21 protein-coding genes, 1 tRNA gene and 1 pseudogene are annotated in these 25,513 nt (G+C 70.7%); 9 read left to right on the top strand and 14 right to left on the bottom strand.

Annotation, left to right across the window (positions count from 1 at the left end; genetic code table 11):
• Both recR and B0A89_RS11265 read left to right on the top strand, forming a co-directional pair.
• Positions 1 to 600 (top strand): recombination mediator RecR, encoded by a 600-nt coding sequence (recR, locus tag B0A89_RS11270; protein ID WP_085378235.1) that lies wholly within the window; start codon positions 1 to 3, stop codon positions 598 to 600.
• Entirely contained in the window at positions 597 to 1,073 is a 477-nt protein-coding gene (locus B0A89_RS11265; protein WP_240558534.1) for a thioesterase family protein, read from the top strand. Before recR ends, B0A89_RS11265 begins: the two co-directional genes overlap by 4 nt.
• 100 nt (positions 1,074 to 1,173) lie before the next feature.
• On the opposite strand, the gene B0A89_RS11260 is transcribed toward B0A89_RS11265, so the two are convergent.
• The 4 genes from B0A89_RS11260 to B0A89_RS11245 all read right to left on the bottom strand — a co-directional run bounded on the left by B0A89_RS11260 (position 1,174) and on the right by B0A89_RS11245 (position 5,786).
• Positions 1,174 to 1,653 carry an Hsp20 family protein gene (locus tag B0A89_RS11260; protein WP_085378234.1) on the bottom strand — a complete coding sequence of 160 codons (480 nt, stop codon included), beginning with the start codon at positions 1,651 to 1,653 and terminating at the stop codon, positions 1,174 to 1,176.
• A gap of 186 nt (positions 1,654 to 1,839) precedes the next feature.
• On the bottom strand, positions 1,840 to 3,210 hold the full coding sequence (gene glcF / locus B0A89_RS11255; RefSeq protein WP_085378233.1) for a glycolate oxidase subunit GlcF: 1,371 nt from the start codon (positions 3,208 to 3,210) through the stop codon (positions 1,840 to 1,842).
• Position 3,211: 1 nt separating this feature from the next.
• The gene (locus tag B0A89_RS11250; protein ID WP_085378232.1) at positions 3,212 to 4,348 is read right to left on the bottom strand and encodes an FAD-binding protein; all 1,137 of its coding nucleotides are present in this window, start codon (positions 4,346 to 4,348) and stop codon (positions 3,212 to 3,214) included.
• Positions 4,338 to 5,786 carry an FAD-linked oxidase C-terminal domain-containing protein gene (locus B0A89_RS11245; RefSeq protein ID WP_085378231.1) on the bottom strand — a complete coding sequence of 483 codons (1,449 nt, stop codon included), beginning with the start codon at positions 5,784 to 5,786 and terminating at the stop codon, positions 4,338 to 4,340. The genes B0A89_RS11250 and B0A89_RS11245 overlap by 11 nt, the downstream gene beginning before the upstream one ends.
• A 147-nt stretch (positions 5,787 to 5,933) precedes the next feature.
• Between B0A89_RS11245 and B0A89_RS11240 the strand changes: the two genes are divergently transcribed.
• Positions 5,934 to 6,650, top strand: coding sequence for a DUF599 domain-containing protein (locus tag B0A89_RS11240; RefSeq protein WP_085378230.1), 717 nt, complete (start codon positions 5,934 to 5,936; stop codon positions 6,648 to 6,650).
• Here B0A89_RS11240 and B0A89_RS11235 read toward each other — a convergent pair.
• The 6 genes from B0A89_RS11235 to B0A89_RS11210 all read right to left on the bottom strand — a co-directional run bounded on the left by B0A89_RS11235 (position 6,624) and on the right by B0A89_RS11210 (position 14,176).
• Complete coding sequence (locus B0A89_RS11235; RefSeq protein ID WP_085378229.1) at positions 6,624 to 7,811, bottom strand: MFS transporter; 1,188 nt, start codon at positions 7,809 to 7,811, stop codon at positions 6,624 to 6,626. The genes B0A89_RS11240 and B0A89_RS11235 overlap by 27 nt on opposite strands.
• A 405-nt stretch (positions 7,812 to 8,216) precedes the next feature.
• The gene (locus B0A89_RS11230) at positions 8,217 to 9,002 is read right to left on the bottom strand and encodes a crotonase/enoyl-CoA hydratase family protein (RefSeq protein WP_085378228.1); all 786 of its coding nucleotides are present in this window, start codon (positions 9,000 to 9,002) and stop codon (positions 8,217 to 8,219) included.
• Complete coding sequence (locus B0A89_RS11225) at positions 8,999 to 9,853, bottom strand: hydroxymethylglutaryl-CoA lyase (protein ID WP_085378902.1); 855 nt, start codon at positions 9,851 to 9,853, stop codon at positions 8,999 to 9,001. The genes B0A89_RS11230 and B0A89_RS11225 overlap by 4 nt, the downstream gene beginning before the upstream one ends.
• Positions 9,846 to 10,565: a glutathione S-transferase family protein gene (locus tag B0A89_RS11220; RefSeq protein ID WP_085378227.1), complete on the bottom strand. Its 720-nt coding sequence runs from the start codon at positions 10,563 to 10,565 to the stop codon at positions 9,846 to 9,848. Before B0A89_RS11220 ends, B0A89_RS11225 begins: the two co-directional genes overlap by 8 nt.
• Complete coding sequence (locus tag B0A89_RS11215) at positions 10,562 to 12,487, bottom strand: ATP-binding protein (RefSeq protein ID WP_085378226.1); 1,926 nt, start codon at positions 12,485 to 12,487, stop codon at positions 10,562 to 10,564. Before B0A89_RS11215 ends, B0A89_RS11220 begins: the two co-directional genes overlap by 4 nt.
• Before the next feature lie 84 nt (positions 12,488 to 12,571).
• The gene (locus B0A89_RS11210) at positions 12,572 to 14,176 is read right to left on the bottom strand and encodes a carboxyl transferase domain-containing protein (protein ID WP_085378225.1); all 1,605 of its coding nucleotides are present in this window, start codon (positions 14,174 to 14,176) and stop codon (positions 12,572 to 12,574) included.
• Between the two features lie 203 nt (positions 14,177 to 14,379).
• On the opposite strand from B0A89_RS11210, the gene B0A89_RS11205 reads away from it, so the two are divergent.
• The gene (locus tag B0A89_RS11205; protein ID WP_085378901.1) at positions 14,380 to 14,991 is read left to right on the top strand and encodes an OmpW/AlkL family protein; all 612 of its coding nucleotides are present in this window, start codon (positions 14,380 to 14,382) and stop codon (positions 14,989 to 14,991) included.
• A gap of 148 nt (positions 14,992 to 15,139) precedes the next feature.
• On the opposite strand, the pseudogene B0A89_RS11200 reads toward B0A89_RS11205, so the two are convergent.
• The 3 genes and pseudogenes from B0A89_RS11200 to B0A89_RS11190 all read right to left on the bottom strand — a co-directional run.
• A pseudogene (locus tag B0A89_RS11200) lies at positions 15,140 to 16,507 on the bottom strand (AMP-binding protein); the annotation flags it as partial.
• A gap of 118 nt (positions 16,508 to 16,625) precedes the next feature.
• The gene (locus B0A89_RS11195; protein ID WP_085378900.1) at positions 16,626 to 17,786 is read right to left on the bottom strand and encodes an isovaleryl-CoA dehydrogenase; all 1,161 of its coding nucleotides are present in this window, start codon (positions 17,784 to 17,786) and stop codon (positions 16,626 to 16,628) included.
• Positions 17,787 to 18,060: 274 nt separating this feature from the next.
• A tRNA-Val gene (locus B0A89_RS11190) sits at positions 18,061 to 18,136 on the bottom strand.
• Between the two features lie 281 nt (positions 18,137 to 18,417).
• Here B0A89_RS11190 and B0A89_RS11185 point away from each other — a divergent pair.
• Positions 18,418 to 19,110, top strand: a complete 693-nt coding sequence (locus B0A89_RS11185) for a GntR family transcriptional regulator (RefSeq protein WP_085378224.1) — start codon at positions 18,418 to 18,420, stop codon at positions 19,108 to 19,110.
• Here B0A89_RS11185 and B0A89_RS11180 read toward each other — a convergent pair whose 3' ends face one another.
• Positions 19,111 to 20,475, bottom strand: a complete 1,365-nt coding sequence (locus B0A89_RS11180; protein WP_085378223.1) for a formimidoylglutamate deiminase — start codon at positions 20,473 to 20,475, stop codon at positions 19,111 to 19,113.
• 80 nt (positions 20,476 to 20,555) lie between these two features.
• Here B0A89_RS11180 and hutI point away from each other — a divergent pair, with 80 nt between their 5' ends.
• The 4 genes from hutI to B0A89_RS11160 are packed head-to-tail and all read left to right on the top strand — an operon-like array spanning position 20,556 to position 25,494.
• Positions 20,556 to 21,740 carry an imidazolonepropionase gene (gene hutI, locus B0A89_RS11175; protein WP_085378222.1) on the top strand — a complete coding sequence of 395 codons (1,185 nt, stop codon included), beginning with the start codon at positions 20,556 to 20,558 and terminating at the stop codon, positions 21,738 to 21,740.
• Positions 21,730 to 23,265: a histidine ammonia-lyase gene (gene hutH / locus B0A89_RS11170; protein ID WP_085378899.1), complete on the top strand. Its 1,536-nt coding sequence runs from the start codon at positions 21,730 to 21,732 to the stop codon at positions 23,263 to 23,265. The genes hutI and hutH overlap by 11 nt, the downstream gene beginning before the upstream one ends.
• Before the next feature lie 10 nt (positions 23,266 to 23,275).
• Complete coding sequence (hutU, locus tag B0A89_RS11165; protein ID WP_085378221.1) at positions 23,276 to 24,958, top strand: urocanate hydratase; 1,683 nt, start codon at positions 23,276 to 23,278, stop codon at positions 24,956 to 24,958.
• Positions 24,955 to 25,494, top strand: a complete 540-nt coding sequence (locus B0A89_RS11160) for a HutD/Ves family protein (protein ID WP_085378220.1) — start codon at positions 24,955 to 24,957, stop codon at positions 25,492 to 25,494. The genes hutU and B0A89_RS11160 overlap by 4 nt, the downstream gene beginning before the upstream one ends.
• The last annotated feature ends 19 nt before the right edge of the window (positions 25,495 to 25,513 follow it).

Raw genomic sequence — 25,513 nt, 5'->3', positions numbered from 1 at the left:
ATGGCCGAGGGCAGCGACGCCATCCAGGCCCTGATCGCCCAGATCGCCCGCCTGCCGGGCCTGGGCCCGCGGTCGGCGCGGCGGGTGGTTCTGGCGCTGATCCGGCGCCGGACGGGCCAGATGGCGCAGCTTGCCGCCCTGATGGCCGATGTGGCCGACCGCTCGTGCGCCTGCATCCGCTGCGGGAACATCTCGGAAAGCGAGCTTTGCCCGATCTGCGCCGATCCTGCCCGCGCCACGGGCGAGCTGTGCGTGGTCGAGGATGTGGCCGACCTGTGGGCGCTCGAACGCGCCCGCGTCTTCAAGGGCCGCTATCATGTCCTGGGCGGCACCCTTTCGGCGCTGGACGAGATCGGCCCGGACGAGCTGGGCATCCCCCGCCTGCTCGCGCGCGTCGAGGCTGAAAGCCTGTCCGAGGTGATCCTGGCGCTGAATGCCACCATCGAGGGGCAGACGACCGCCCATTACATCGCCGAGGCGCTGGTCCCCACCGGTGTCGCTGTCACCGGCCTTGCCCAAGGCGTGCCGATCGGCGGCGAGCTGGACTATCTCGACGACGGCACGATCGGCGCCGCGCTGCGCGCAAGGCGGGCGCTGTGAGCGCGCCGTTCACCTCGCCGCCGCTGGCCGTGCGCGGGGAATGGACGGATTACAACGGCCATCTGAACATGGCCTATTATCACGTGCTGTTCGACAGCGGGCTGGACGTGATGCTGGCATCCCTGGGCCTGGGGGCGCAAACGGCCAGGGACAGCGGATCATCGGTGTTCACCGCCCAGGCGCAGGTCCATTATCTGCGCGAGCTGCATGCCGGCGACGCGGTGATCGTCCGCTCGCGGCTGATCGCCTGCGATGCCAAGCGGCTGCACTATGTCCAGACAATGGATCACGCATCGGGCGGCTGGACCGCGGCGGTGACCGAAAACCTGCTGCTGCATGTCGATCTGCGCATCCGCCGCGTTGCGCCCTGGCCCGAGGCGACGGCGGCCCGGCTGGCACAGGCGGTCGCCGATCATGCCGGTTTGCCGATGCCCCCGCAGGTGGGGCGCCGCGTCGGGCTGGACCGAGGCTGAGGCCCTGCCCCCGGCCGTGCCCCGGCAGGGCCGGCAAGCCACGAAAAAGGCGCGGACCCGAAGATCCGCGCCCCGGCGCATTACGCAGTTTGCAATGCGATCACGAGTTGAGCTTGGCCGTCTCGGCCCCGGCATTGGCGTCGATGGTCGCGGGCGCGCTGCGCGAAATGGCGATCTTGCGCGGCTTCAGCGCCTCGGGCACCTCGCGCAGCAGGTCGATATGCAGCATTCCGTCGACATGGCTTGCCCCTTCAACGCGGACATGGTCGGCCAGGGTGAACTTGCGCTCGAACGCGCGGGTGGCGATGCCGCGATGCAGATAGGTGCGGCCAGCGTCTTCCTCGGCCTTGCGGGCCGACACGATCACCGCGCCGTCACGCATTTCGACCGACAGATCATCCGCGGCAAATCCCGCGACGGCGATCGAGATGCGATAGGCGTTCTCGCCGGTCTTCTCGATATTGTAGGGCGGATAGGTGGGGGCGGCGACCTCGGCGGTCAGCGCGCGGTCCATCAGGTCGGCCATCCGGTCAAAACCGACCGAGGCACGATAGAGCGGGGCCAGATCCATGTTACGCATGATCCATCCTTTTCAAGCGATGCGATGTGGTGCCCCCCGGAAATCGGGCGGGCGGTTGCGCCGGACGCCAGATGGCCGCCCGACAGCCAAGGATGTGGGCCTGCCTGCGCGGGTTTCAAGACCGCCGCGGCCCTCGGGCGGCCCGAAATATCCTCGGGGGGCGCGGGGGGCAGACAGCCCCCCGGCTCAGGCCGCGCCGCCGGCCAGCGACGGCGGCTGCGGCCCGCCAGTCGCCCAGTCCAGCAGCTGGACCGTGTGAACAACGGGAACAGCGGTGCCCGAGCCGATCTGCATCATGCAGCCGATATTGCCCGCCGCCACGACCTGAGGGGCCAGCGCCTCGATGCTGCGGACCTTGCGATCGCGCAGCGCCCCGGACAGTTCGGGTTGCAGCAGGTTGTAGGTGCCGGCCGAGCCGCAGCACAGATGGCTGTCGGCGGGCGTGACGACCTGGAACCCCGCCTGGGCCAGCAGATCCCTGGGCGCGGCGACGATCCGCTGGCCATGCTGGAGCGAACAGGCGGCGTGATAGGCCACGCGCATCCCCCCCGCCGCGCCGCCTGCTATGCCGCGCGCCGCGCCCGGAGCCGGGGACGGGGCGCCTGCATCGCCCGCGCCGCCGGGGCGGGTGACTGGCGGCAGGCCGCGTTCGGCCAGGAACTCGGTCACGTCGCGGGCAAGGCCCGCCACCCGCTCGGCCCCTGCCCTTTCCGGGTCATGGGCGAACATCCAGCCATAATCCTTGACCGTGGTGCCGCAGCCCGAGGCATTGATGATGATCGCGTCCAGCGGTCCGGCCGCGTCAACGTCCAGAAAGGCGCGGATCGCGGCGCGGGCGGTGGCCATCGCCTGCTCCTCGCGCCCCATGTGGTGGGTAAGCGCGCCGCAGCAGCCGAGGTTCGCCGGAATGACCACCTCGCACCCCGCCCGGCGCAGCAGGCGGATCGTCGCGTCGTTGATGTCGGCATCCAGCGCCTTCTGCGCACAACCGGTCAACAGCGCGACCCGTGCGCGGCGGGGGCCGATGGGGGCATGGACCGCGCCCAGATCATCGCGGGACGGCCCTGCGATGCGGGCCGGCGCCATCGCCACCATGGCGCGCAGCCGCCTGTCGGGCAGCAGCCGCGCAAAGGGCCGCGCCCTCCGTGCCCCCAGCAGCGCCAGCCGGAACCGGCCCGGATAAGGCAGCACCGCCGCCAGCAGGCTGCGCAACATCCGCTCGCGCCAGGGGCGGCGATATGTCCGTTCGACATGGACGCGGGCATGGTCGATCAGATGCATGTAATCGACGCCCGAGGGGCAGGTCGTCATGCAGGCCAGGCAGGACAGGCAGCGATCGACATGCAGCGCGGTCTTTTCGTCCGCAGGCCGCCCCGATTCCAGCATGTCCTTGATCAGATAGATGCGGCCCCGCGGGCTGTCGAGCTCGTCCCCCAGCACCTGATAGGTCGGGCAGGTCGCGGTGCAGAAACCGCAGTGCACGCAGGTCCGCAGGATCTTGTTGGCGGTGGCGATGGCCGGGTCGGCCAGCTGTTCGGCGGTAAAGTTCGTCTGCATCTCAGATCGCCCCTGCAAGGATGCCGCGCGGGTCGAACCGGGCGCGCAGGCCCTCGTTCAGGCGGGCCGTCACGGGATCGGGCAGGGGCAGATCCATCATGGCACCCGACAACCGCCGCGCCCGCGCCTGCGGCGGCAGGGCCGGCAGCGCGCCCGCGGGCAGGGGCAGGATCACCAGCCCGCCGCCCCAGTCCATCGCAAGCGGCTCATGCCCGCCATTCGCCGCCAGCAGCGCGTCGACCTGCGAGGGGCGGCAGAGGATGCGCCAGACCGCGCCCTCGGCCATGTCCTCGGCCATGTCCTCGGCGCCCGGCCCCCAGCCCGCCGCCAATGCGCCCAGCCGCCGCCAGGCGGCCGCCGCCTCATCGAGCATGCCGGCGGCGCCGAAAGGTTCCAGCCGCGCCGACAGTGTCCGGGCCCGCAGCGCCACCGAACCGGGCAATCCCTCAAGCCGCAGCACCACGCCCAGATCGGGCAGCCAGCCTGCGCCGCTGATGTCCCAGGGGCCGGTCAGCGCCGCCGTCATCGCCGGAACCGCCCTTTGCGCAGGACAGCGCAGCATCAGCGTCACGCTTGCCGGGGGCACCGGCGCGGTCCTGAGCGCGACCTCGGTCAGCACCCCAAGCATGCCGCGGCTGCCCGCCATCAGCTTGACGAGATCATAGCCGGTGACGTTCTTCATCACCCGCCCGCCATTGGCGATCACCTCGCCCGTCCCGTCAACGAAGCGCAGGCCGATCAGCGAATCGCGCGCCGCCCCCGACTGGATGCGGCGCGGCCCCGAGGCGTTGGCCGCGATGACCCCGCCGATGGTGCTGGCCTCGCGCCGGGCGCCCGGCGCGACATCCTCGCCGTCCCGCGGATCGCCGCCCGCCCAGGCATCGGCGCGGTTGGGCGGCTCGAAGGCGAGGCGCTGGTTCTCGGCGGCCAGCGCGGCCTCGATCTCGGCCAGGGGCGTGCCGGCGCGGGCGATCAGCGTCATGGCGGCGGGTTCGTAAAGGGTGATCCCGGTCAGCCCGCGGGTGGACAGCACATCCCCGCTGGCCGGCCGGCTGCGCGTGCCCCCGCCGATGATGGTCAGCGGCGCGCGCGCCGTGCGCAGGATCGCGGCGATCTCGGATTCCGACTCAGGCCGCATTGCGGCCCCCCTCGCGGCGGCTGGCCGAGACATGCAGCGGGAACACCTTGGCCGCGTTCAGCAGCCAGCGCGGGTCGAACACGTCCTTGACGCGCATCTGCGCCTCCATGTCGGCATCCGAAAACTGGGCCGGCATCAGGTCGCGCTTTTCGACGCCCACGCCGTGTTCGCCGGTCAGGCAGCCGCCGACCTGAACGCACAGGCGCAGGATGTCCGCGCCCAGCGCCTCGACCCGTTCCAGATCGCCGGGCCGGTTGGCGTCATAGATGATCAGCGGGTGCATGTTCCCGTCGCCGGCGTGAAAGACGTTGCCTACGGGCAGGCCCGCGGCCGCAGACAGCTCGCCGATGCGGCGCAGCACCTGCGGCAGGGCGCTGACCGGGATCGTGCCGTCAAGGCACATGTAATCGCCCATCTGCCCCATCGCGCCAAAGGCGGACTTGCGGCCCAGCCAGATGCGGCGGGATTCGTCCTCGGACCGGCTTTCACGGAACTCGATCGGGGAAAAGCCCGCGGCGATGCCCCGGATCACGGCCAGCTGTTCGTCGATCTCGGGGGGCGTGCCCTCGACCTCGACGATCAGCAGCGCCTCGCAGTCGGGGTATCCGGGGCGGGCGAAGTTTTCCGTGGCGACGATGCAGGGGCGGTCCATGAACTCGATCGCGACGGGCAGGACACCGGCGCGGATGATCGCGGCGACGCAGGCCCCGGCGGTTTCGCTGCTGTCAAAGGCGATCAGGACGGGCCGCGCCCCCGCGGGTTTCGGCAGGATGCGCAGCGTCGCCTCGGTCACGACGCCAAGCTGGCCTTCGGCCCCGCAGACGACGCCCAGCAGGTCAAGCCCCGGCGCCTCGCCCATCGGGCCGCCCAGATCGACGATGGTGCCATCCATCAGCACCATCCGCACGCCCAGCAGGTTGTTGGTCGTCACCCCGTATTTCAGGCAATGCGCCCCGCCCGAGTTCATGCCGATGTTCCCGCCGATGGCGCAGGCCAGCTGGCTTGACGGATCGGGCGCGTAAAAGAACCCCGCCTCGTCCACCGCGCCCGATACCGACAGGTTGGTGCGCCCGGCCTGCACGGTGATCTGGCGGTCGCCGTAACTGACGTCCAGCACCGCGTTCATCCGTGCGAGCCCCAGCACCACCGCATCGGCCGTGGGCATCGAGCCGCCCGCAAGGCTGGTCCCCGCCCCGCGCGGCACGACGGGCACATGCTCGGCATGGCACAGGCGCAGGATGGCGGCGACTTCCTCGGTCGTGGTGGGCAGCGCCACCGCCAGCGGCGGGCATCGGTAAGCCGACAGCGCATCGCATTCATAGGCCCGCGCCTCGACCGGATCGTCGATCACGGTGCCCGCGCCCACCGCGGCGCGCAACTGCGCCACGATGGCATCGCGCCGGGCCAGGATGGCCCCGTCGGGAACTGGCATCTGCATGAGCGGTCCTTTTCACCTGAGGCCCGAGACTAGCAGCAAGGCGCGGCGAAAGGGAAATGCGCAACAGGCGCTTTTCCCGCATCGTGAACAGCGCCGCCCCGATCAGCGGTCTGGCCAGCGCGGGGCCAAGCCCCTATGCAAAAGGGCATGAGAAGCGCCCTCGCCCTGCACCTGCCGATGTCGCTGACCGCTGCCGACCTGGTCGCGGTGGCGCTGCTGATGATCGTCTATTTCCTGACCGCGCATCTGATCGAACGCCCGCCCGCCCGCCTGCCGTCGGTCTCGGTGCTGATGAAGCGATATCGCCGCGACTGGATGGTGCAGTTCGTCCACCGCGACGCGCGGATCTTTGACAGCAACATCCTGGCCACCTTGCGCGAGGCGACCTCGTTCTATGCCTCGGCCTGCATGATCGCGATCGGGGGCGGGATGGCGCTGATCGGCAACACCGCGCCGCTGGCCGGCATCGCGCGCGATCTGGACGCGCAGGAAATCCCCGCCCTGATGTGGCGGCTGCGGATCCTGCTGGTGCTGGGCTTTGTCGTGAATGCCTTTCTCAAGTTCGTCTGGTCGCACCGGCTGTTCGGCTATTGCGCCATCATGATGGCCGCGGTGCCCAATGATGCGGACGCGCCGCAGGCCCTGCGCCGCGCCATGGCGGCGGCCGAGGTGAACATCCACGCGGCGCGCAATTTCAACATCGGGCTGCGGGCCGTCTATTTCGCGCTGGGGGCGATGGGATGGCTGCTGGGCCCCTGGGGGCTGATGGCGGGCACGGTGATCGTCACGGCGCTGACGCTGCGGCGGGAATTCGCCTCGGGCTCGCGCCGCGCGATCCTAGCAGATCTCGGCGAGCGGCGCTGACCTGCTGGTGCGGCGGGCATGCGCCCAGGCCGCCAGCAGCGCCGCGATTCCGGCGAATGACAGCCCCATGCCGACCACCCCCGAGGATCGCCAGCCCCAGCCCGCGGACAGCGCCAGCCCCGCCAGCCACGGACCCAGCGCATTGGCCGCGTTGAAGGCCGCGTGGTTCATCGCGGCCGCCATGGACTGTGCCTCGCCCGCGACATCCATCAGGCGCGACTGCAACGGGATGACCATGCCCGATCCCAGGCCCAGCAGGAAGGCCGAGGCGATCATCGCCCGCCAGTCGCCCACCGCCAGCGAGGCGATGCCCTGCGTGGCCGCCATGAACAGCATCGAGCGCAGGGCGGTGGGAAAGATCCCCCACCGCTCGGTCAGGCGCGCCAGGACGATGCTGCTGATCGTGCTGCCGACGCCGAACATCGACAGCGCCACCGGCACCGCCCAGGACGGCGGGCTGCCCGTGGCCAGCATGGCCGCCGACAGATAGGAATAGACCGCGAACATCCCCCCAAAGCCGATCGCGCCGACGGCAAGGGTCAGCAGCACGGCCGGGTTGCGCAGCGCGGCCAGTTCGCTGAACGGGCGGGCGCCGCTGTGGCCCCTGCCACGCGGCGCCAGCCTGAGGATCAACAGCGCGGCCAGCAGGGCCAGAACGCCGGGCAGGGCAAAGCCCCAGCGCCAGCCGATCCCCTGCCCCATCGCCCCGGCCAGGGGCACGCCGGCGATGTTCGCCACCGTCAGCCCCAGAAGGATCTGCGCGGTTCCCCGCGCCCGCTTTTCGGGCGGCATCGCATCGGCGGCCATCAGCATCGCAACCCCCAGGAACCCGCCATGGGGCAGCCCGGCCAGAAACCGCGTCGCCGTCAGCGCCGCCAGCCCCGGCAGGGCCGCGGCGGCAAGGTTCATCACCCCGAACCAGGCGATCAGCGCCGCAAGATAGCGCCGCCGGGGCAGCCTTGCCCCCAGAACCGAGGTCAGCGGCGCGCCGATGACCACCCCGATGGCATAGGCCGACACAACATGGCCCGCCTGGGGCTCGCTGATGCCGAGGTCGCGGGCAAAGAACGGCAGCAACCCCATGGCCGCGAATTCCGACGTGCCGATGGCAAAGGCGCCAAGCGCCATCGCCAGCACGGCGAGGGTTTTGGGGTCAAGCATGAGGAAATCCAGTGTCCGGGAATGTCGCCTGCGGCGATAGCAGCGATCGGGCGGCCCGTCACGCCGGCTGGATGCGAAGCGGCCTTGCTTGCAGCGCAAGGCTGGGATGCGCAGGCGCGCCGGCAGGCAACCGGGCAGACAGCCGGCCCGGCAAGCCAAGCGGGGGCCGCCCGCGCCCTTGGCCGCCAGGGCCACGGCCCCGCCGGGCTGCGGCAGCGCGCCCCGTTCTGTGCGCAGGCGCGGTGCCGCGCCCCCTTCACCTGCCCCCGCCGCAGGCAGCGGCGGGCAGGGCAGCGCGCCCCCCTTCGCCCTGCCCCAAAGACGCACCCGCCCCGGCCAGCCGGCGGGCCTGTCTTGCGATGCGGCGCGCCCCCCGGCGGCGCGCCGGGCGGGGCCGCGATCCGGTCAGCTCTGCCAGCGCGCCTTGCGCCGGTCAAAGAAGGCGGCGAGCCCTTCGGGGGCCTCATCGCCTTCCCATACGGCGATCAGCGCATCGATGCTGCGCGCGACCGTCTCGGGGTCGATGCGCGGGCCGAGGCTGCGGGCCAGCCGCTTGGCGGCCGCCACGGCACCGGGGGCGGTCTGCAGATAGGGGACGATCTCGTCCTCGATCGCGGCATCCAGATCCTCGGGGTCCACCGCATAGGCCAGCAGGTCCAGCGCCTGCGCCTCGGCCGCGTCAAGGAGGCGGGCCGACATGAACACCCGCCGGGCCTTGCCCTCGCCCATGCGGGCCAGCACATAGGGGCCGATGGTCGCCGGGATCAGGCCCAGCCGCGTTTCCGTCAGACCGAAGGACGCGCCCCGCGCGCCCACCGCCACGTCGCAGACCGACATCATCCCGACGCCGCCGCCAAAGGCATTGCCGTGGATGCGCCCGATCAACGGCTTAGGCAGTTCGTTGAGCGCGCCCAGCATCACCGCAAGCGCCGCCGCCCCCGTGCGCCGGGTTCCGGCATCCGCCGCCATCTGCTCCCGCATCCAGGCCAGATCGCCCCCGGCGCAGAACGACTTGCCCTCGGCCGCCAGAACGACGACGCGCACCGCCGGGTCTGCGCCCAGCTGCGCGGCGGCCTGCGTCAGCTCGCCGATCATCTGCGCCGACAGGGCGTTATGCTTGTCCGCCCGTGCCAGCCACAGCGTCGCCACGCCGCGGGCATCGGTGTCGATGCGGATGGTCTGATAGCTCATGCCCCTGCCCTCAGCTTTTGCGCCATCGCGGCGGCCTGCGCGATGATGTCCATGTCGAGGCCGGTGCCAAGGCCCCGGCCGGCCAGATGTGCGGCGACAGCCTCGGTCGCCACATTGCCCGCCGCGCCCGGCGCATAGGGACAGCCGCCCAGCCCCCCGACCGCGGCATCGAACACCCGCACCCCGTGCGCCAGGCTGGCGTCGATATTGGCCAGCGCCCGTCCCGCCGTGTCGTGGTAATGCCCCGCCAGCCGGTCTGCGGGCACTTCGTCAAGCACCGCGGCCAGCATGGCGTCGATCGTTTCCGGGCGGCCCTGCCCGATCGTGTCGCCCAGGCTGATCTCATAGCAGCCCAGCGCCAGCAGCCGCGCAGCGACGCGCGCGACCGCCGCCGGGGGGGTCGGCCCGTCAAAGGGGCAATCGGTGACAACGCTGACATAGCCGCGCACCGGGATGCCGTCGGCGCGCGCCGCCTGCATGACCGGGACGAATCGCTCGATCGATTCGTCGATGGTGGCGTTCAGGTTGGCGCGGCTGAACCCTTCGGAGGCGCTGGCGAATACCGCCACCTCATCCGCCCGCGCGGCGCGCGCGCCCTCATAGCCCTTGAGGTTCGGCGTCAGCGCGGCATAGCGGATGCCGGGGGCGCGGGCGATGCCTGCCAGCACCTCGGCGGCATCGGCCATCTGCGGCACCCATTTCGGGCTGACGAAGCTGGTCACCTCGATCCGCCGGAACCCGGCGCGCGACAGCAGATCGACCAGCGCGATCTTGTCCGCGGCCGGGATCAGGCGCTTTTCGTTCTGAAGCCCGTCGCGCGGGCCCATCTCGAAGATCTCGACCTCAGGCATCGGGCAGCTCATAGAAGTCGCGTTCGTAAAGGATGGGCTGTCCCTCATCGGGCAGGGCGCGGCGGAACGCCTCGCGCGCCGCGCAGCGGTCGGCATAGGCCTGCAGCGGCGGGGTCAGGCGGACAAAGCGTGCGGCCGTCCAGACAGACCAGCCGACCGCGCAATCGACGCCCGAAAAGCCGTCGGCCATCAGCCAGTCCTGCCGCTCGACCGTCGATTCCACCAGCCGCAGCGTGCGCGCGAGCCGGGCGGTTTCCAGCTTCATCACCGTCAGCGACCGCGTGGCCGGATCGCGCAGCATCAGGTGGCTCTGCGTCAGATTGGCGATGTGCTGGGCGATGGTTTCGGCAAAATGCAGCCAGTCGAGCCAGCCCAGCCGCCCGTCCGATCCCGGCGCGCGCCACAGGCCGGGGCCGCGCGTTTCGCACAGATATTCCACCATCGCGCCCGATTCGTGGATCACGCTGCCGTCCACCTGCAGGGCGGGGGCGCGCCCGACCGGGTGGATCGCGGCATATTCGCCCTGACGCATGTCCTTGCCGCGCATGTCCATGACGCGCAGCGCAAAGGGCACGTCCAGTTCATGCAGCAGCCACAGGATGCGCATCGAGCGCGACAGCGGCACGTGCCACAGCACGATCTGATCGCCCGCGCCCCTGACCGGGCCGCCGCTGGCGGGGGGCAGGGCGTTCGTGGGGGTGGGTTCGGTCATGCGTCATCCTCCTCAAGCCGGATCAGCGGGGCGCCGGCCTCGACCTGATCGCCGGCGCTGGCCAGCACCTCGGCCACGGTGCCGTCGCGGGCGGCAGTCAGCGTGTGTTCCATCTTCATCGCCTCAAGGATCGCCAGCCGGTCGCCCGCCGCGACGGTCTGGCCGGCCGAGACGAACACCGCCTTGACGAGGCCGGGCATCGGCGAGAGCGTCAGCGCAGCCCCCGCGGCCTCGGCCTCGCGGTCCAGCGGGTCGAGCGGCAGCAGCGTCACGCTGCGCCCGCCGAAGACCGACACCCCCGCCGGGTGCGTGACGATGCGCGAGCGGCGCGGCGCGCCGTCCACCCACCAGCGGCCGCCCTGATGGCTGACCTCATGGGCGGCGCCGTCCAGCGTCACGCGGGCGCGGCCGGGGCCGAGCACCTCGATGACGGCCTCGCCGCCTTCCCATGTCACGGTGCGGCGCAGGGGCGACCACAGGGTGATGCCCCCGCGCACATCCGGGTCGTGCAGCCCCGCGACGCCCAAGGCCGCCAGCGCGCGGGTTTCGACCGGCGGTTCCGACTGCGCGATCAGCGCGTCGAGATCGCGGCCGATCAGGCCCGTGTCCACCTGGCCCGCGCGGAACCCCGGATGGCGGGTCAGCGCGATCAGGAAATCGAGGTTGGTGACCGTCCCCGCAACCTCGGTATCGACCAGCGCCGCTTCCAGCGCCCGCAGGGCGATGGCGCGGGTGGGGCCGTGGGTGACGATCTTGGCGATCATCGGGTCATACCAGGGGCTGATGGTGTCGCCCTGCCGCACGCCGGTCTCAACCCGCGCCCCGTCCGCAAAGCGCAGATGCGCGAGCGTCCCCGTCGCGGGCAGAAAGCCCGCGGGCACGTCCTCGGCATAGAGCCGCGCCTCGAAGGCGTGGCCGTTGATCGACAGATCCTCCTGCCGGGCGGGCAGCGGCTCTCCGCTCGCCACGCGCAGCTGCCATTCGACCAGGTCGATGCCGGTGATCGCCTCGGTCACAGGGTGTTCGACCTGCAGGCGGGTGTTCATTTCCATGAACCAGAAGCCGTCGGGGCGCAGGCCGCGGCTGCCGTCCACGATGAACTCGATGGTGCCGGCGCCGCTGTAACCGATCGCCTCGGCGGCGCGGACGGCGGCGGCGCCCATCGCGGCGCGCATCTGGGGGGTCATGCCGGGGGCCGGGGCCTCCTCGATGACCTTCTGGTGGCGGCGCTGAAGCGAACAATCGCGTTCGAACAGATGAACGGCGCGCTGGCCGTCGCCGAAGACCTGAACCTCGATATGTCGGGGGGCGGTGACGTATTTCTCGACCAGCACGGCGGGGTTGCCGAAGGCGGTCTGCGCCTCGCCCTGCGCGCTGGCAAGGGCTGCGGCGAAATCCGCCGGGGCATCGACCAGGCGCATCCCCTTGCCGCCGCCGCCCGCGACGGCCTTGATGAGGACCGGATAGCCGATCCGGTCCGCCTGCGCGGCCAGATGGGCGGGATCCTGATCCTCGCCGTGATAGCCGGGAACGACGGGAACACCCGCCTTTTCCATCAGCACCTTGGCCGCGTCCTTGAGGCCCATGGCCCGGATTGCGGCGGCCGAGGGGCCGATGAAGACCAGCCCCGCGGCATGCACCGCGTCCACGAAATCGGGGTTTTCCGACAGGAAGCCATAGCCGGGGTGGATCGCCTCGGCGCCCGTGTCCAGCGCCGCCCGGATGATGGCGCTGGCGCGCAGATAGCTGTCGCGGGGCGCGGGTCCGCCGACATGCACCGCTTCGTCCGCCATGGCCACATGGCGCGCGCCGCGGTCGGCGTCGGAATAGACGGCGACGGTTCCCACGCCCAGCCTGCGGCAGGTGTCGATGACGCGGCAGGCGATCTCGCCGCGGTTGGCGATCAGGATCTTGCTGAACATCGGGCGGCCTTTCGGTTGCGCGGTCGGGACCGGGGGTTTTCCACCCCCGGACCCCCGGAGGATATTGTCATGCAGAAGAACGGGCTACATCCTGAACAGGCCGAAGCGGGTCGGCTCGATCGGGGCGTTGAGGCTGGCCCGCAGCGACAGCGACAGCACGTCGCGTGTCTTGCGCGGGTCGATGACCCCGTCATCCCACAGCCGCGCCGAGGCATAGAGCGGGTGGGACTGCCGCTCGAACATCTCGATCGTCGGGCGCTTGAACTCGGCCTCGTCCCCGGCGCTCCATGTGCCGCCCTTGCGCTCGATCCCCTCGCGCCGGACGGTGGCCAGGACCCCGGCCGCCTGCTCGCCGCCCATGACGCCGATGCGGCTGTTGGGCCAGGTCCACAGGAAGCGCGGCGAATAGGCGCGCCCGGCCATGCCGTAGTTGCCGGCGCCAAAGCTGCCGCCGACCAGCATGGTGATCTTGGGCACGGCGGTGGTCGCCACCGCCGTCACCATCTTGGCCCCGTGGCGGGCGATGCCTTCGTTTTCGTATTTCCGCCCGACCATGAAGCCGGTGATGTTCTGCAGGAACACCAGCGGGATCGACCGCTGGCTGCACAGCTCGATGAAATGCGCGCCCTTGATCGCTGCCTCGGAAAACAGCACGCCGTTGTTGGCCACGATCCCGACCGGGCAGCCCTCCACATGGGCAAAGCCGGTGACCAGCGTTTCGCCGAAGCGCGGCTTGAACTCGTCGAAGCGGCTGGCGTCCACCACGCGCGCGATCACCTCGCGGATGTCATAGGGGGTGCGCAGGTCGCCCGGCACCACGCCGAGGATCTCCTCGGGGTCATGGGCGGGCGGTTCGGGCGCCTGCCACACCACCGTCTGCGGCAGACGACGGTTCAGGTGGCTGACGGCGCGGCGGGCGAGCGCGAGCGCGTGGCCGTCATCCTCGGCCAGGTAATCGGCGACGCCGGACAGGCGGGTATGCACGTCGCCCCCGCCCAGATCCTCGGCGCTGACGACCTCTCCGGTCGCGGCCCTGACCAAAGGCGGGCCGGCCAGGAAGATCGTTCCCTGGTTGCGCACGATGATCGTCACATCGGACATGGCGGGGACATAGGCCCCCCCGGCGGTGCAGGACCCCATCACCACCGCGATCTGCGGGATGCCCTTGGCGCTCATCTGCGCCTGGTTGTAGAAGATGCGGCCGAAATGGTCGCGGTCGGGAAAGACCTCGTCCTGGTTGGGCAGGTTCGCCCCGCCCGAATCGACCAGATAGACGCAGGGCAGCGCGCATTGCTCGGCGATCTCCTGCGCGCGCAGATGCTTTTTCACCGTCATCGGGTAATAGGTGCCGCCCTTGACGGTGGCGTCATTGGCCACGACCATCACGTCCTGCCCGTGGACACGGCCGATCCCGGCGATGACCCCGGCGCCGGGGGCCGCGCCGTCATACATCCTATGCGCGGCCGTTGCGCTGATTTCCAGAAAGGGCGAGCCAGGGTCCAGCAGGTTGGCCACCCGTTCGCGCGGCGGCATCTTGCCGCGGCTGACATGGCGGGCCACCGCATCGGCCCCGCCGCCTGCCGCCGCAGCCTCGGCCGCCGCGCGCACCGTCTCGAGCATCGCCAGATGCGCCGCGCGGTTGGCGCGAAAGCCGTCCGAATTCGTCAGGACCGAGGATTTCAGCTTCATGCGGCAGTACTCACTTCGCAGCGTGGCGGGAGGATCGTCGTGGCGGGCCCGAGCGCCCCGCCCCGCGGGGCGCAGCAAAGGCGCGAGGGGGCGCGGCGGATCGCCGCAGGCAGGCCCCCGCGCGCCGGAATTTGATGCAGATCATGCCGGCGGGCACGGCCAGGACGCAGATCTGCCGCGTCGCACATGAAAGGAGCCGTCCGATGAAGACCCTCAGCCTCGCTGCGCTGATCGCCGCCGCCCTGGCCGCACCCGCCCTCGCCCAGTCCGCCGGGGACTGGACCGTCGGCCTCGGGGTCGGCAGCGTCATGCCCAAGGACGACACCGGCACCCTGGCCGGGACGCTGAAATCCGAGGTCGGCGACGACACCCGGCCCACCGTGACCGTCGAGTATTTCGTCCGCGACAATCTGGGGGTCGAGCTGCTGGCGGCCACGCCCTTTGAACATGATGTGCGCGTCAAGGGCGTGGGCCGGGTCGGCAGCGTCAAGCACCTGCCCCCGGTGCTGAGCCTGAACTATCACTTTGACACCGGATCGGCCTTCCGGCCCTATGCTGGCTTCGGGATCAACTACACCGGATTCTGGGGCGAAAAGACAACCGGCGCGCTGGCGGGTTCGGACCTCGACCTGGAAAGCAGCTGGGGCTGGGCGATGCAGGCGGGGGCCGACTGGTGGCTGAACGACCGCTCGGCCATCCGCGGAACGCTGCGCTATATCGACATCGACAGCGACGTGTCGCTGGACGGCACCAAGATCGGCGAGGTCGAGATCGACCCTGTGGCCGTCCAGGCGGCCTATGTGATGAAGTTCTGAGCGCGGCGCGCGCCCCCCACGGGGCGCGCGCCCTGCCCCGCCAGTCATGGCGCCCCCCGGCCAGCGCGCGCAGCGTGCGCCGCATCACCTTGCCCGTGATCGTCACCGGCAGCGCATCCAGAAAGGCGATCTCGCGCGGATAGCTGTGCGCGGCGCAATGGATGCGCGCGTGATCCTGCAAGGCGGCCGTCAGCGCGTCCGAGGGGGCAAGGCCGGGGCGCAGCACGATATAGGCCATCACGATCTCGGTGCGCAGCGGATCGGGCTTGCCGACCACCGCCGCCGCGGCGACGGCGGGATGGGCAAGCAGCACATCCTCGATTTCCGACGGGCCGATCCGGTAGCCGGCCGAGGTGATGACATCATCATCCCGCCCCAGAAAGCGGATATAGCCGTCCTCGATCGCCCCCCGGTCGCCCGTCACCATCCAGTCGCCGCGGAATTTTTCGGCGGTGGCGTCGGGGCGGTTCCAGTAGCCCAGCATCATGCTGCCAGCGCCGCGGCGGATGGCGATGTCGCCTTCCCCGTCCGTGGGCTGGCCGGCGGCGTCGATCACCTGCACGTCAAAGCCCGGCACCGCCTTGCCGATATATCCCGGCTGGGCGGGAAACATGGAGGACGCCCCCGAGGCGACCATGTTGCATTCCGTCTGGCCGTAGAATTCGTTGATGGTCAGGCCCAGCGCCTCGCGCCCCCAGGCCAGCATCTCGGCCCCCAGCGGCTCGCCCCCCGACGCGACCGAGCGTAGGCCGGGGATCGCCGCGCCCGCCGCCTTGAGCATGCGCAGCGCGGTCGGCGGCAGGAAGGTGGCGGTTACGCCGCAGTCGCGGATCAGGCGCAGGCAGGCCTCGACCTCGAACCGCGGCAGCCGCGCGGCCACCACGGGAACGCCCAGCGCAAGGCCCGGCATGGCCACGTCGAACAGACCGCCGATCCAGGCCCAGTCGGCCGGCGTCCACAGAACGTCACGGCCCGGTTGCAGCAGATCATGGCTCATCTCGACGCCGGGCAGATGGCCGGTCAGCATCCGGTGCCCGTGCAGCGCGCCCTTGGGGCTGCCGGTGGTGCCCGAGGTGTAGATGATGACCGCCGGATCCTCGGGTCCGGTATCGGCGCATGGGAAAGGGCCGCCCTCGGGCAGCGCATCCTCTTCGGGAACGATCACGCGCAGGCCGAAGGGGGCCAGCATCGCCCGCCCCTCGGGGTCGGTGATGACGGTGCGGATGCCCGCATCCGACAGGCGCAGGCGCAGCGCCTCGTCCCCGAACAGCTTGAACAGCGGGACCGAGATCGCGCCGCATTTCCAGACCGCGGCATGGGCGGCGGCAGTCCAGGCGGACTGGGTGCGCAACACGCCGACCCGGTCCCCCCGCGCCGCGCCCAGGGCATGGGCCAGCCGGTCGGCGCGCGCGTTCAGCGCCCCGTAGCTGACCGGGCGCGGCCCGCCATCCCATTCGATGATCGCCGTGCGGTCCGGCTGGGTGCGCGCCCAGTCGCCGATGGCCTGGTCGGCCATGTTCAGCCGGACCGGAAAGCCCCAGCGAAAGCTGCGCCTGAGCGCGGGATAGTCCGTTCCGGTCAGCAAGGGCTGCATGGTTCCTCCACCCTGGTCGAACGGCCCTGCACGGGGCGCCTCATTCCAGGGCCATCAGTTCGCGGCCGATCAGCATGCGGCGGATCTCGCTGGTGCCGGCGCCGATCTCCATCAGCTTGGCGTCGCGGAACAGGCGGCTGACGACCGAATCGTTCAGGAACCCCGCCCCGCCCAGCGCCTGCACGGCCTGATGGGCCTGCACCATCGCCTGTTCGCTGGCATACAGCACAGCGCCGGCGGCATCCTGCCGGGTGACGCGGCCCGCATCGCAGGCGCGCGCGACCTCATAGACATAGGCGCGGGCGGTGTTCAGCGCGACATACATGTCGGCGATCTTGCCCTGCATCAGCTGGAAGTTTCCGATGGGCTGGCCGAACTGGCGGCGCTGGCGCATATAGGGCATCACCTCGTCAAGGCAGGCCGCCATGATGCCCAGGCCGATGCCCGACAGCACCACCCGTTCGTAATCCAGCCCCGACATCAGGACGCGCACGCCCCGCCCCTCGGCGCCCAGAACATTCTCGAACGGAATCTCGGCATTGTCGAAGACCAGCTCGCCCGTATTCGACCCGCGCATGCCCAGCTTGTCGAAATGCGGCCCCTGGGTGAATCCCCTGGTGCCCTTTTCCACGATGAAGGCGGTGATGCCCTTGCTGCCCGCCTCGGGGTCGGTCTTGGCATAGACGACCAGCACATCGGCATCGGGACCATTGGTGATCCAGTATTTGGACCCGTTCAGGACATAATAGCCGTTCCGCCTTTCGGCGCGCAGGCGCATGCCCACCACGTCCGAACCCGCGCCCTCCTCTGACATGGCCAGCGCGCCGACATGATCGCCGCTGCACAGCCTGGGCAGATAGCGGCGGCGCTGCTCATCCGTGCCGTTCAGCTTGAGCTGGTTGACGCACAGGTTGGAATGGGCGCCATAGGACAGGCTGACCGAGGCAGAGGCGCGGGCGATTTCCTCGACCGCGACGGTATGGGCCAGATAGCCAAGGCCCGATCCGCCATATTCCTCGGGCACGGTGATGCCCAGCAGGCCCAGGGCGCCCATCTCGGCCCACAATTCGGCGGGAAAGGCGTTGCCGCTATCGACGGCGGCGGCCATCGGCCTGATTCGCTCCTGCGCCCAGGCATGAACCATCTCGCGCAGGGGATTGACGTCCTCGCCAAGGTCGAACTGCATCCCGGTGGTAAACATCAGCCCCAATCCTCCCCAGTATTGAACGGCTGTTCATTTCTTCAGTATGCGAAGCCTTGCGCGCCGGGTCAACATCCCTCGCGCGGCGCGGCATGGAAAGATGAAACACCGCTGGTCGTCCGGGCCATGCAAGGCCAAGCGCCTCCCCGGCCCCTGCCCGGCATCCGGCCGCGCCTGCTCCCCCTTTGGCGCCCAGGGCTGCCGAACGGAAAGCGCCGAACCTTGGCGCATATCGTCCAGGCAGGGCTGCAGAGGACAGATTTCCATAGGACAATGGTGGGCGGTGAGGGGTTCGAACCCCCGACATCCTCGGTGTAAACGAGACGCTCTACCAGCTGAGCTAACCGCCCCCGCCATGCTTATGGGATGGACGGAACCGGCGCGCAAGGCGCGACGCCCCCCGATATGGCGGGCAACAGCCCCGAATCAGGGCCGCCGGGCGGGAACGGGGCGCTCGGCGCACCACAGCGCGAGCGGCCCGGCAAGGCAGGGCCGGCAGCTTCAGGGCGGCAGGCAGGGGCCGGCAGGACGGGCGCATCAGGGCCGGGCGGCGGCACTGGGCCGGGGGACATTGTGCAAGTCGGCCAGTCCCCTATGATCGGCCTCCCCGACCCCTGCGCCGATCCGGACCATGCCGCCTGCCACCTTCAAAGCGATCAAGGCCGATCTCCTGCGCCGCATCCAGCATGGCGAATGGCCGCCCGGCGGGCGCCTGCCGGACGAGGTGGACCTTGCCGGGGCCTATGGGGTCGCCCGGACGACGGTCGGCCGAGCGATGCGCGAGCTGGTGGCCGACGGGCTGATCGAACGCCGCCGCAAGGCGGGAACCCGTGTGCGGGCCGCGCCGCTGCGTTCGGCCCGGTTCCAGATCCCCCTGGTGCGGGACGAGATCACGACGCTCGGCGCGGCCTATTCCTATCGCCTGCTGGCCTCGGACATCGCCGATCCCCCGGCCGGGGTGGCGGCCGCCCTGCGAATCGGGCCGGCAGCCCGGCTGCGCCATCTGCTGTGCCTGCATTTCGCCGATGGCGCGCCCTATCAGCTCGAGGACCGCTGGATCAACCTGGCCGCCGCACCCGACGCGGCCGAGGCCGATTTCTCGGCCCAGGGCCCGAACGAATGGCTGGTGAGCAAGATCCCCTTCACCAGCGCCGAGATCGGCTTTTCCGCCGTCGCCGCCAGCGCGGCGCAGTCGGCGCATCTGGCCTGCGAGCCCGGCACGGCCCTGTTCTGCATCGACCGGCGCACCGAATGGCAGCGCCAGCCCGTCACCCTGGTGCGCCTGATCTATCGCGAAGGGCACCGGCTGACGACGCGCTATTGATCAGACGCTGGCGCGCAGGCCCCGCACGGCGCGCCGATAGGCCTCGGTGATCGCCTCTCGCCCAGTATGGCGGCCGCCGCGGACCATGTGCCGCCCGCCCGCCCAGACATCGGCCACCATCCGGTTGCCCCCGGCCATGGCAAAGCTGTCGAGGATCAGATCCCCCTTCAGCCCTTCGAGATCGGGATGGCCCATGTCCAGCGCCAGCAGGTCGGCCGCCTGGCCTTCGGCGATGGTCCCTGCCCCGCGGCCCGCCGCCTGCGCCCCGCCCGCCGCCGCTGCCTGAAAGATGCGCCGCCCGGTGGACAGATCGGCCGTTGCCAGCGCCGCGCGGCTGTGATCGCGCAGGCGCTGCGTGGTTTCCAGCTGGCGCAGCTCCTCGGCAAGGGCGATCCGGATATTGCTGTCCGAGCCCAGCGAGATCGCGCCCCCCGCCCCCATCCAGCGCACCCCGTCAAAGATGCCGTCGCCGAGGCTCGCCTCGGTCAGCGGGCAGAGGCCGGCCACAGCGCCGGTGCGGGCCAGCGCCGTCGTTTCGGCCGGGGTCATCTGCGTCAGGTGGATCAGGCACCAGCGCGCCGACAGGTCCAGATTGTCCAGCGCCCATTCGACCGGGCGGGCGCCATAGGCGGCCTGCACCTCGTCAACCTCGGGCTGCTGCTCGGCCAGATGCATGTGGATCGGGCCGTCGGTCAGCGCGGCAAGCGCCGCGAAATCGCCGCACCCGACCGCGCGCAGGGAATGGGGCGCAACGCCCAGCCGCGCGTCCGGCAGACCGCGCAGCGCGGCCCACGCCCCCTCGATCAGCCGCGCAAAGCCGTCCGGGTCGTTGCCGAACCGCAGCTGCCCCCCGGCCAGCGGCCGCCCGTCGCAACCGCCGAACCGATACAGCACCGGCAGCAGCGTCAGCCCGATGCCCGACTGCGCGGCGGCCGCGGCGATGCGGGCCGACATCTCGGCCGGGTCGTCATAGGGGGCGCCGCCGGGACGGTGGTGCAGATAGTGGAATTCGACATTCGTGGCAAAGCCCGCCTCGAGCATTTCCATCTGCACGAAGGCGGCGATCGCCTGCACCTGATCGGGGTCGATCGCCTCGAGAAAGCGATACATCAGGCTGCGCCAGGTCCAGAAGCTGTCGGCGCCCTCGCCCCGCCGCTCGGTCAGGCCGGCCATGGCGCGCTGGAAGGCATGGGAATGGCTGTTGGCCGGCGCGGGCAGCAGCACGCCCACGCGCATGTCGGCGCCGCCCCCGTCGGCGCCGCCCGCCGCCACCTCGGCGATACGGCCCGAGCCATCAATGCGCACCCGCACGTCCTGCGCCCAGCCATCGGGCAGCAGCGCCTGATCGGCGTGAAGGATGGTCATGGCAGCACACCTCGCTTGACGGAATATGAGTAAGCATAATACGCTCCCTTCAACGCGACAAGCCCGCGAAGGAGCGGCGCATGATTCTCACCGATGTCACGCTGGCGGAGGCAGGACCGGACGGCTTTGCGCTGACCGGGGATGCCGCCATTGCGATCGAGGGCGGCCGGATCGCCTTTGCCGGCCCCGCGGCCGACCTGCCGCCGGGCGGGCAGCGGCGCTCCATGGGCGGGCGGCTGGTGACGGCAGGCCTGATCGACTGCCATACCCATCTGGTCTTTGGCGGCGACCGCGCGCGCGAATTCGACATGCGCCTGAACGGCGCCAGCTATGAGGAGATCGCCCGCGCCGGCGGCGGCATCCTGTCCACCGTCCGCGCGACCCGCGCCGCGGACGAAGGGGCGCTGCTGGCCGCAGCCCTGCGGCGCGCCGACCACCTGATCGCCGAGGGCGTGACGACGGTCGAGATCAAGTCGGGCTATGGGCTCGATCTCGAAACCGAGCTGCGGATGCTGCGCGTTGCCCGCCGCATCGGGCAGGAACGCCCGCTGCGCATCGTCACCACCTGGCTTGCCGCCCATGCCCTGCCCCCCGAATACCGGGACGACCGCGCCGGCTATATCGATCACGTCGTGATCGCCGGGATGGAGGCCGCCCATGCCGAAGGGCTGGTCGATGCCGTGGACGGTTTCTGCGAGGGGATCGCCTTTTCGCCCGAGGAGATGGAGCGCATCTTCGATCGCGCCGCGGCGCTGGGCCTGCCGGTCAAGCTGCATGCCGAACAGCTCTCGGATCTGGGCGGCGCGGCGATGGCGGCGCGGCACGGCGCGATCTCGGCCGATCATCTGGAATGGCTGGGGGCTGACGGGATCGCCGCGATGGCGGGTGCGGGCACCGTCGCCGTCCTGCTGCCCGGCGCCTTCTATGCGCTGCGCGAGACGCGGATGCCGCCCGTGCAGGGCCTGCGCGATGCCGGCGTTCCGATCGCGCTGGCGACCGACTGCAACCCAGGCACCTCGCCGCTGACCTCGATCCTGCTGGCGATGAACATGGGCGCGACGCTGTTCCGCCTGACCCCGGCGGAATGTCTGGCCGGCGTCACCGCCAACGCCGCCCGTGCGCTGGGCCTGTCCGACCGGGGCCGCATCGCGCCCGGCATGCTGGCCGATCTGGCGGTGTGGGACATCGCCCATCCGGCGGAACTGGCCTATCGCATCGGCTACAACCCCCTTCACGCCCGCATCATCGGAGGCGATCTTGCCTGAGACCCTGACCCTGACACCGGGCCACGCAACGCTGGCCGAACTGGAACGGATCTGGCGCGAAGGCCTGCCCGTGCGGCTGGACCCTGCCGCCATGCCGGGGATCGAGGCATCCGCCGCGCGCATCGCCGCCGCCGCCGCCGGGGATGCGGCGGTCTACGGGGTGAACACGGGCTTTGGCAAACTCGCCTCGGTCCGCATCGCCCCCGAGGACACCGCGACACTGCAACGCAACCTGATCCTGTCGCATTGCTGCGGCGTGGGCGAGCCCTGCGAGGGCAATGCCGTGCGGCTGATGATGGCACTCAAGCTGCTCAGCCTCGGCCGCGGCGCCTCGGGCGTGCGGCCGGTGATCGTCCGCCAGATCGAGGCGATGCTTGAGCGCGGCGTGACCCCGCTGATCCCCGCGCAGGGCAGCGTCGGCGCATCGGGTGATCTGGCGCCGCTGGCCCATATGGCCGCCGTGATGATGGGCGAGGGCGAGGCGCTCCACGATGGCCGCCGCATGCGCGGCGCCGAGGCGCTGGCCGCCGCCGGCCTCGCCCCCGTGACGCTGGGCGCCAAGGAGGGTCTGGCCCTCATCAACGGTACGCAGTTTTCCACCGCCTTTGCGCTGATCGGCCTGTTCCGGGCATTCGCCGCCGCCCGCGCGGCGGTCGTCACCGGGGCCATGTCCACCGACGCGATCATGGGCAGCACCGCCCCCTTTGCCGAGGAAATCCACACCCTGCGCGGCCAGCCCGGCCAGATCGCGGTGGCGGCCGAGGCGCGCCGCCTGATGGCCGGCAGCCAGATCCGCGAAAGCCACCGCGAGGGCGATGCCCGCGTGCAGGACCCCTACTGCATCCGCTGCCAACCGCAGGTGACGGGCGCGGCGCTGGACGTGCTGGGACATGCCGCCCGCACCCTGCTGATCGAGGCGAACGCCGTCACCGACAACCCGCTGGTCCTGTCGGACGGCAGCATCGTCTCGGGCGGCAATTTCCATGCCGAGCCGGTGGCCTTCGCCGCCGACCAGATCGCGCTGGCCATGGCCGAGATCGGCGCCATCGCCCAGCGCCGCGTTGCCATGATGGTTGACCCGGCGCTGAACTTTGGCCTGCCGCCCTTCCTGACGCCCGAGCCGGGCCTGAACAGCGGCCTGATGATCGCCGAGGTGACAACCGCGGCGCTGATGAGCGAGAACAAGTTCCTGGCGACGCCGTGCAGCACCGACAGCACCCCGACCAGCGCCAACCAGGAAGATCACGTCAGCATGGCCGCGCATGGCGCGCGGCGGCTTGGGCGGATGGCCGACAACCTTGACGTGATCGTGGGGGTCGAGGCGATCTGCGCCGCGCAGGGCGTCGCCTTCCGCGCGCCGCTGGAAACCTCGGCCCCGCTGGCGGCCGCGATCGCCGCGCTGCGGACCGTGGTGTCGGCGATGGGGCAGGACCGCTACCTCGCCCCCGACCTGACCGCCGCCGCCGCCCTGGTCGCGGACGGCACCCTTGCCCGCGCGGCGGGCGTCACCCTGGACAGCCATTGAGGAGGCGATGATGAACAACCCGCGCCACAACACCCGCGACGTTTTCCCCGCCACCGGGACCGAGCTGACGGCGAAAAGCTGGCTGACCGAGGCGCCCTTGCGGATGCTGATGAACAACCTGCATCCCGACGTGGCCGAAAACCCGCACGAGCTGGTCGTCTATGGCGGCATCGGCCGCGCCGCCCGGACCTGGGACGATTTCGACCAGATCGTCGCATCCCTGCGCGCGCTTGAGGATGATCAGACCCTGCTGGTCCAGTCGGGCAAGCCGGTGGGCGTGTTCCAGACGCACAAGGACGCGCCCCGTGTGCTGATCGCCAACTCCAACCTCGTGCCCCACTGGGCCACCTGGGACCATTTCAACGAACTCGATAAGCGCGGTCTGGCGATGTATGGCCAGATGACCGCCGGATCGTGGATCTATATCGGCACGCAAGGCATCGTTCAGGGCACCTATGAGACCTTTGCCGAAGCCGGGCGCCAGCATTACGACGGCAACCTCAAGGGCCGCTGGATCCTGACGGCGGGGCTTGGCGGGATGGGCGGCGCGCAGCCGCTGGCCGCCGTGATGGCCGGGGCCTGCTGCCTGGCCGTCGAATGCGACGAAACCCGCGCCGATTTCCGCATCCGCACCCGCTATTGCGACGCGAAAGCCCACAGCCTCGACGAGGCGCTGGCGATGATCGACCAGTGGACCAAGGCAGGCGAGGCAAAATCGGTCGCGCTGATCGGCAACGCGGCCGAGGTGTTCCCCGAACTGGTGCGGCGCATGAAGGCGGGCGGGCCGCGCCCGGACATGGTCACCGACCAGACCAGCGCCCATGACCCGCTGCACGGCTATCTGCCCAAGGGCTGGACGGTCGCCGAATGGCGCGCCAGGCAGGAAACCGATCCCAAGGCGGTCGAGGCCGCCGCCCGCGCCTCGATGAAGGATCATGTCGCGGCGATGGTCGATTTCTGGAACGCCGGCGTGCCGACGCTGGATTACGGCAACAACATCCGCCAGGTCGCGCTGGATGAGGGGCTGGAAAACGCCTTTGCCTTCCCCGGCTTCGTCCCCGCCTATATCCGCCCGCTGTTCTGCCGCGGCATCGGCCCGTTCCGCTGGGCCGCGCTGTCGGGCGACCCCGAGGACATCTACAAGACCGACCGCCGCATGAAGGAGCTGTTCCCCGAGAACGCGCACCTGCACCGCTGGCTGGACATGGCCGCCGACCGCATCGCCTTCCAGGGCCTGCCGGCGCGGATCATGTGGATCGGCCTCGGCGACCGGCACCGCGCCGGGCTGGCGATCAACGAGATGGTGCGCAATGGCGAGTTGAAGGCCCCGGTCGTCATCGGCCGCGACCATCTGGACAGCGGCTCGGTGGCATCCCCGAACCGCGAGACCGAAGCCATGAAGGACGGCAGCGATGCCGTGTCCGACTGGCCGCTGCTGAACGCGCTGCTGAACACCGCCTCGGGCGCGACCTGGGTGTCGCTGCATCATGGCGGCGGGGTCGGCATGGGGTTCAGCCAGCATTCCGGCATGGTGATCTGCTGCGACGGATCCGAGGATGCCGATCGCCGCATTGCCCGCGTGCTGTGGAACGACCCGGCGACGGGCGTCATGCGCCATGCCGATGCGGGCTATGACATCGCGCTTGATTGCGCGCGCGAGCATGGGCTGAACCTGCCGGGCATCCTCAAGTGAAACTGGTCCGACGGGCCGATCTGGTGCCGCAGCCGTGGAAGAACGGCGGCGGCGTCACGCGGGAAATCGCGGCCCATCCGCCGGGTGCGGGGCTGGAGGATTTCGACTGGCGCCTCAGCATGGCCGAGATTGCCTCCGACGGGCCGTTCTCGGCCTTTCCGGGGATCGACCGGACGCTGACCGTGATCGAGGGCGACGGCCTGGCCCTTGATTTCGGGGCGGGCGCGGTGGACCTGCCTGCCCTGCGCCCGCTGGCCTTTCCCGGCGAGGCGCCGGTCGCGGCGCGGCTGCGCGGCGGGCCCGTCACCGACCTGAACGTGATGACCCGGCGGGCGGCGCTGTCCCATGCCGTGCGGCTGCTGCCGCCCGGCGCGCCGATCCCTGCGGGCACGGCGGCGCTGGTCGCGCTGACGAACGGCATGGCGGGCGGGCAGGCCATCAGCCTTGGTGACACGCTGCTCATCGAGCCGGACGAGATGCCGCAATCGGATGCAACGATGCTGGCTGTGATGCTGTTCCCCGCGGACAGGACATGACGGCTGGATTCCCGCCGCG

Origin of the sequence: Paracoccus contaminans (assembly GCF_002105555.1) — a bacterium.
GTDB classification, from domain to species: Bacteria; Pseudomonadota; Alphaproteobacteria; order Rhodobacterales; family Rhodobacteraceae; genus Paracoccus; species Paracoccus contaminans.
The sequence above is the reverse complement of the archived record's forward strand: the minus strand, read 5'-3'. Positions and strand labels throughout refer to the sequence as shown.

What these genes read in the sequence shown, in the direction of transcription:
- glcF (WP_085378233.1), bottom strand. Translation starts at nt 3,210, where the DNA reads ATGCAGACGAACTTTACCGCCGAACAGCTGGCCGACCCGGCCATCGCC.
- B0A89_RS11225 (WP_085378902.1), bottom strand. Translation starts at nt 9,853, where the DNA reads ATGCCTGAGGTCGAGATCTTCGAGATGGGCCCGCGCGACGGGCTTCAG.
- B0A89_RS11215 (WP_085378226.1), bottom strand. Translation starts at nt 12,487, where the DNA reads ATGTTCAGCAAGATCCTGATCGCCAACCGCGGCGAGATCGCCTGCCGC.
- B0A89_RS11245 (WP_085378231.1), bottom strand. Translation starts at nt 5,786, where the DNA reads ATGCAGATGCCAGTTCCCGACGGGGCCATCCTGGCCCGGCGCGATGCC.
- B0A89_RS11220 (WP_085378227.1), bottom strand. Translation starts at nt 10,565, where the DNA reads ATGACCGAACCCACCCCCACGAACGCCCTGCCCCCCGCCAGCGGCGGC.
- B0A89_RS11260 (WP_085378234.1), bottom strand. Translation starts at nt 1,653, where the DNA reads ATGCGTAACATGGATCTGGCCCCGCTCTATCGTGCCTCGGTCGGTTTT.
- B0A89_RS11185 (WP_085378224.1), top strand. Translation starts at nt 18,418, where the DNA reads ATGCCGCCTGCCACCTTCAAAGCGATCAAGGCCGATCTCCTGCGCCGC.
- B0A89_RS11210 (WP_085378225.1), bottom strand. Translation starts at nt 14,176, where the DNA reads ATGAAGCTGAAATCCTCGGTCCTGACGAATTCGGACGGCTTTCGCGCC.
- hutI (WP_085378222.1), top strand. Translation starts at nt 20,556, where the DNA reads ATGATTCTCACCGATGTCACGCTGGCGGAGGCAGGACCGGACGGCTTT.
- recR (WP_085378235.1), top strand. Translation starts at nt 1, where the DNA reads ATGGCCGAGGGCAGCGACGCCATCCAGGCCCTGATCGCCCAGATCGCC.
- B0A89_RS11230 (WP_085378228.1), bottom strand. Translation starts at nt 9,002, where the DNA reads ATGAGCTATCAGACCATCCGCATCGACACCGATGCCCGCGGCGTGGCG.
- B0A89_RS11250 (WP_085378232.1), bottom strand. Translation starts at nt 4,348, where the DNA reads ATGCGGCCTGAGTCGGAATCCGAGATCGCCGCGATCCTGCGCACGGCG.
- B0A89_RS11195 (WP_085378900.1), bottom strand. Translation starts at nt 17,786, where the DNA reads ATGTTTACCACCGGGATGCAGTTCGACCTTGGCGAGGACGTCAATCCC.
- B0A89_RS11235 (WP_085378229.1), bottom strand. Translation starts at nt 7,811, where the DNA reads ATGCTTGACCCCAAAACCCTCGCCGTGCTGGCGATGGCGCTTGGCGCC.
- B0A89_RS11180 (WP_085378223.1), bottom strand. Translation starts at nt 20,475, where the DNA reads ATGACCATCCTTCACGCCGATCAGGCGCTGCTGCCCGATGGCTGGGCG.
- hutU (WP_085378221.1), top strand. Translation starts at nt 23,276, where the DNA reads ATGAACAACCCGCGCCACAACACCCGCGACGTTTTCCCCGCCACCGGG.
- B0A89_RS11240 (WP_085378230.1), top strand. Translation starts at nt 5,934, where the DNA reads ATGAGAAGCGCCCTCGCCCTGCACCTGCCGATGTCGCTGACCGCTGCC.
- B0A89_RS11205 (WP_085378901.1), top strand. Translation starts at nt 14,380, where the DNA reads ATGAAGACCCTCAGCCTCGCTGCGCTGATCGCCGCCGCCCTGGCCGCA.